This window comes from Bartonella sp. MM97QHHN (assembly GCF_042194285.1).
Classification (GTDB): domain Bacteria; phylum Pseudomonadota; class Alphaproteobacteria; order Rhizobiales; family Rhizobiaceae; genus Bartonella.
Genome location: NZ_JBHIMS010000063.1, coordinates 1 through 4,804, shown reverse-complemented (window position 1 = coordinate 4,804; position 4,804 = coordinate 1). Strand labels below are relative to the sequence as shown.

Here is a 4,804-nt window from a genome sequence, read left to right as displayed (position 1 = left end):
GAAGCTCTAAAGCCATATTCCGCACTCCCAATAATAACGGAGTCGCTCCCATATTCTACGGTGCCAAGGTAGAGATGCCATATATCGTTGTGGTGTTAACATAGACAATTCATAAGTCTTATTAGAAACGAACTGAGAGTTTATATGTTCACCACCCCTTATTCTTGTACCACCAAAAACCGCCCCTCCACCACTGATCCAACAATTGCCTTCATGACTTAGGTTATCTTCACTTTCTACCCAGCCCCCTAAATCACCTTTTTTGACATCACCAAAGTCTCTCAATGCACGTATGCGGTAAAGAGTATGATCATCAACTTCAATTGTTTCATCAGTAAGTTCGTATTTTTTTTCGCTACCATCAACCGACGCAATACTACCAATAATATCTTGAGAAATACGTGCATTACCAAATGCATTGGCAAATTCATGAATTGCTGCTGTACCATATACATGCGCCTGATCAAAAACACGAGCATTGCCATAAACCTTAGCTCTGCCGTAAACATGCGCATGATCATAAATTTCTGCATCACCGTAAACGTGTGCATTATCGTAAACCTGAGCATTGTTACCAACACATGCATTTTCATTAACACATGCCTTACCATAAATCTTGGCATTGCCGTAAACTCGTGCATTGCTATAAACACGTGCCTCATCGTAAATCCAACAATTACCCTCATGAGATAAGTTGCCCTCATGCTCTATAAAACCACCTAGATCCCATTGCTCGACATCTCCAAAGTCTTTTAATGCACGAATACGGTGAAGAGTTTTGCCACAAAATTTGATTATTTCATCAGTAAATTCATACTTCTTTTTAAGTATCATATCTTCCACCCCTATCTTCTCACTTACTTTTCTTCTTACTCTTCTTATTCTTATGAGGCGGCGCTTTTACTGCTTCATCACGCGGCTTAAGCTCTTGCTTCAGTTGTTTAATTTCCTTGTCACGTTCTTCAATTTCCTCGTCGTCACGTTCTTCTATCTTTTGTTTAAGTTCTTTAATTTCCGTATCACGTGATTGCACATCTGCTTTTAGTGCCTGTATCTTTTCACTTTTCCGTTTAAACTCTTCTCGATACGCATCTATCTTTTGTTTTAGTTCTTCAATCTCTTGCTTCAGTTCTTTAATTTCCTTGTCACGTTCTTCAAGATCCGCATCACATTCATCAATTGTCTGCTTGCTTTCCATTAAATACCTAAACTCATTCTCTTTCATTTTTTTCTTAATATCTTGAACCTGCTCTTTAAGTGCTTTAACTTGATGGCGATAATACAAAGCAATACGAAACATCACTCCGCTTAAAAGCAAAACTGAAACCACTGCTATCCATAAAATTTCATTCGAACTCATTTTGATCTCCTTAAGGCTGCAAACTATCGCCGGTGTGATCAACACCGCAGCTCTTGCAAATTTTCGACATTGGGGGGTGTTGCTCTTGATCGCATAAAGATTTTAAAAGATAAGCCACTGCTCCTCTTGAAGGAACACCATATTTTTCCCAACGCCATACCGTTGATTTGTTGACGCCTAATAACGCCGCCATTTCGTCCAGCGTAAGATTAAGGCGTTTTCTTAGTTCTTTTGCTTCTATCTTATTCATAAAATTAAGTGTGCAATGTGCACAGAAAAAAGTCAAGTCGAAAAGCACACATAATATGTGCATTATGAATGAAAAGGATTTAATAGAATGCCAGAACAAAAAACAGACCAAGCTATACGCTTAACAGAAGCAAGAATTGCTAAAGGATTTAAATCTGCTCGCGCAGCAGCTCAATATTATGGCTGGCCATATTACACTTACATACAACATGAACAAGGAGTTCGCGGCATCAATAAAGCCGCGAGTCGATACGCAAAAGCTTTTAACGTAAGCACAGGGTGGTTATTGACTGGTGAAGGACAGGGTATAAAAACAAAATCTACAACTGCTCTTTCAGACCGCGAACTTCAAAAAGAAGTTTTTAACGCTTTAAAAGATATATCTCCTGAAAAAAAGCAGTGGCTTCTTCGCATTTTAAATACCTTAAAAGACGAAGAATAATAATTAATCTTCTTTGTTTATCTACATTAAGCTTATTCACTTCCTCCATTATAAGGTAATCAACGTCATTCATTTTATATATCCTAAATAATATAATACTCACTATATATGTTCATCTTGCACATATTTTTTGTTGACATATGTGCAATATGCGCATATAAATGCCCTCATACAGTAAAAAATAACCATTGCCAATAGGCTGTATGGAGGCATTTGTGAAAAAACCAGTGTTTATAAATTCTGATGAAATTCTCTTAGTCATCTGCGAAAATGAAGAACAAAATCTCGCTAAATCTGGTCCTTTCTTAGAAGAAAAGGACATTATCAAATTTATCGACCAAGCCGATAATGCTGTCCAAATTTTGCGCGTAGAACCAACGACTAATCGTTGTGAAGATATCTCTGAAGATATTGCCGAATGCTATCTGAAAGAATGTGAAGAGCAATGTTTCAACGGCAATATACCTCACGACTTTGTTAAAGACAGTAACGCATACGGTTTTTTTTTAGATGATATAAAACAGCGCGAATATGATGATGCAATGTATGGTTCTTACGAAAAACAACACCGTTTGCGTCCTTGTGATGTGCTTTAAAAGCTAAAGGCGTTTTTAAAAGACGCCTCCTTTTCAAAAAATTCACCACACAATGCAATGCCGTTCTTTTGCAAGAACGACAAAGGCAGAATCTAACTTAAAGGAGTAAAACCATGGAAAAAAAATACGAAATGACTGATGAAACAATCGAAGTTGGGGGCAAAACTCTCCACCGCATTCGTGCATTGAGAGACTTTGGTGATGTCAAAAAAGGTGACGTTGGTGGTTTTATTGAGCATGAGGGTAATTTATCACATGATGGCAATTGCTGGGTTGGAGATAGTGCAAAGGTTTTTGGGAATGCCGAAGTCTATGCCAATGCACTAATCCAAGATTGTGCATTGGTTTATGATAACGCAACAATTTTCGATGATGCACAAATTTTGAGTGGTGCACACATTTTCAATCATGCAAAAGTTTACGGTAATGCCCGTGTTCACGTACTTGCAAAAATTTATGGGAACGCGAAAGTGTACGATAAAGCTTCTGTTTCTGGTAATGCACGAATATACCATGATGCAAAGATTGGCGGTAATGCAATAATTTCAAAGAACGCAGAAATTTTTGACGATGCTTGTGTTTTTGAATCCGCATTGATTGCAGATGATGCACGTGTTTTTGGAAAGGCTAAGGTTTATGGCAATGCCGCAATCCACCAAGGTGCACATGTTTCTGAAAAAGCTAAAATTGGCGGTCACGCAGAAATCTCTGGAAATGCCCGTGTGTTTGGTGGTGCACTAGTTTGCGAGAATGCCAAAGTAACCGGAAATACAAAAGTATCTGGAAATGACACTGTTTTAAGATAAGGGCGGCTTAAACCATGGAAAAGAAATACGAACTGACTGATGAAACAATTGAGTTTGATAGAAAAACTCTTCACCGTATTCGTGCTTTAAGGGATTTTGATGATGTCAAAAAAGGAGATCTTGGTGGCTTTATTGAAAAGGAATATAACTTAGGTCATGATGGCAATTGCTGGGTCTATGATGATGCCAAGGTGCTTGAAAGCGCTACCATTTTTCATAATGCCAAGATATTTGATGGCGCCTGTATTAGTGGAAATGCTTCAGTTTATTCTGATGCACAAGTTTACAGTCGTGCTGTTGTTTTTGGTAATGCCGAAGTTTCTGGTAATGCACATGTTTTTGGTGATGCTGTTGTTCGCGACAAATCTCATGTTTACGGTGATGCAGAAGTTTACAATAGCGCACTCATTTATGGTGATGCAAAAGTTTTTGAGAATGCACGAATAAAGAATAGTGCCAATGTTTACGACAATGCTCGTGTATATGGGAACGCAATAATTTGTGGTCCTGCTCTCATTTATAACAATGCTAAAGTTTATGGTGATGTCATTATATCATGCTCCAATTTCACGTATGAGGATGATATTAATTATGGAAATGTTGAGATTTTTGGAGATGCAAAAGTTTATGATAGTGCTCGCATTTATGACGCAGTCAAGATCTTTAGAAATGCCGAAATTCGTGGATTAGCTAATATTCGCGGAAACACGAGAATTCCTCAAGACATAAAAATTTAACAACCAACCAGCCTTTTAACACATGCGTGATTCATGCCACGGGAAAACTGTACGCAAATAAAGGAAAAAAACATGACAAATTCTACTTTTTAAAAGAAATGGCAGAAAAATATGGATTTTCTGCTGAAGAATTTCGAGAAACAATCATAAAAACTTGTATTGGATATAAAAATGCTAGTGTCATCACTGATGCAGAATTTGCCGTTTTTCTTTTTGTTGCCAATACTTATGGACTTAACCCTTTAACAAAAGAAATCTATGCTCTCCCTAAAAAAGGCGGCGGCATCATACCCGTTGTTTCTATCGACGGTTGGATAAAGATCATCAAATCAAATCCTGACTTTGATGGCATGACCTTTCAAGATCAAATCAATGAGGATGGCAATATCATTGCTATCAAATGTGCTATTCGTCTCAAAGGGATTAAAGACCCTATCGAAGTCACCGAATATCGCAAAGAATGCGAACAAGACCACAGTGACCCTTGGAAAAAATACCCCGCACGTATGTTGCGCCATAAAGCTACTATACAGTGTGCTCGCTATGCTTTCGGGCTTTCCGGTATTTATGAAGAAGATGAAGCAAAACGTATCAATGAAACAAACCATAACCTA

Annotated in this window: 8 protein-coding genes; 5 read left to right on the top strand and 3 right to left on the bottom strand. The window is 37.9% G+C overall.

Features of this window, described 5'->3' with window-relative positions; genetic code table 11:
- Positions 1 to 6: 6 nt before the first annotated feature.
- Genes ACFIJW_RS03310 through ACFIJW_RS03300 form a run of 3 tightly spaced genes read right to left on the bottom strand, consistent with a single transcriptional unit; the run spans position 7 to position 1,610 of the window.
- Complete coding sequence (locus tag ACFIJW_RS03310) at positions 7 to 834, bottom strand: hypothetical protein (protein ID WP_375633276.1); 828 nt, start codon at positions 832 to 834, stop codon at positions 7 to 9.
- Positions 835 to 853: 19 nt separating this feature from the next.
- A complete protein-coding gene (locus ACFIJW_RS03305) occupies positions 854 to 1,360 on the bottom strand; it encodes a hypothetical protein (protein WP_375633275.1) in 507 nt (168 codons plus the stop codon).
- A gap of 10 nt (positions 1,361 to 1,370) precedes the next feature.
- Positions 1,371 to 1,610, bottom strand: coding sequence for a helix-turn-helix domain-containing protein (locus ACFIJW_RS03300; RefSeq protein ID WP_375628672.1), 240 nt, complete (start codon positions 1,608 to 1,610; stop codon positions 1,371 to 1,373).
- An 87-nt stretch (positions 1,611 to 1,697) separates the two neighbouring features.
- Here ACFIJW_RS03300 and ACFIJW_RS03295 point away from each other — a divergent pair, with 87 nt between their 5' ends.
- From ACFIJW_RS03295 to ACFIJW_RS03275, 5 genes are all read left to right on the top strand, one after another.
- On the top strand, positions 1,698 to 2,051 hold the full coding sequence (locus ACFIJW_RS03295) for an XRE family transcriptional regulator (RefSeq protein WP_375628671.1): 354 nt from the start codon (positions 1,698 to 1,700) through the stop codon (positions 2,049 to 2,051).
- A 215-nt stretch (positions 2,052 to 2,266) separates the two neighbouring features.
- Positions 2,267 to 2,647, top strand: coding sequence for a hypothetical protein (locus ACFIJW_RS03290; protein ID WP_375633274.1), 381 nt, complete (start codon positions 2,267 to 2,269; stop codon positions 2,645 to 2,647).
- 113 nt (positions 2,648 to 2,760) lie between these two features.
- Complete coding sequence (locus ACFIJW_RS03285) at positions 2,761 to 3,453, top strand: hypothetical protein (RefSeq protein WP_375633273.1); 693 nt, start codon at positions 2,761 to 2,763, stop codon at positions 3,451 to 3,453.
- Positions 3,454 to 3,467: 14 nt separating this feature from the next.
- Complete coding sequence (locus ACFIJW_RS03280; protein WP_375633272.1) at positions 3,468 to 4,190, top strand: hypothetical protein; 723 nt, start codon at positions 3,468 to 3,470, stop codon at positions 4,188 to 4,190.
- A 98-nt stretch (positions 4,191 to 4,288) separates the two neighbouring features.
- Positions 4,289 to 4,804, top strand: a 516-nt coding sequence (locus ACFIJW_RS03275) for a recombinase RecT (protein ID WP_375633271.1), incomplete at its 3' end; no start/stop codon positions are given.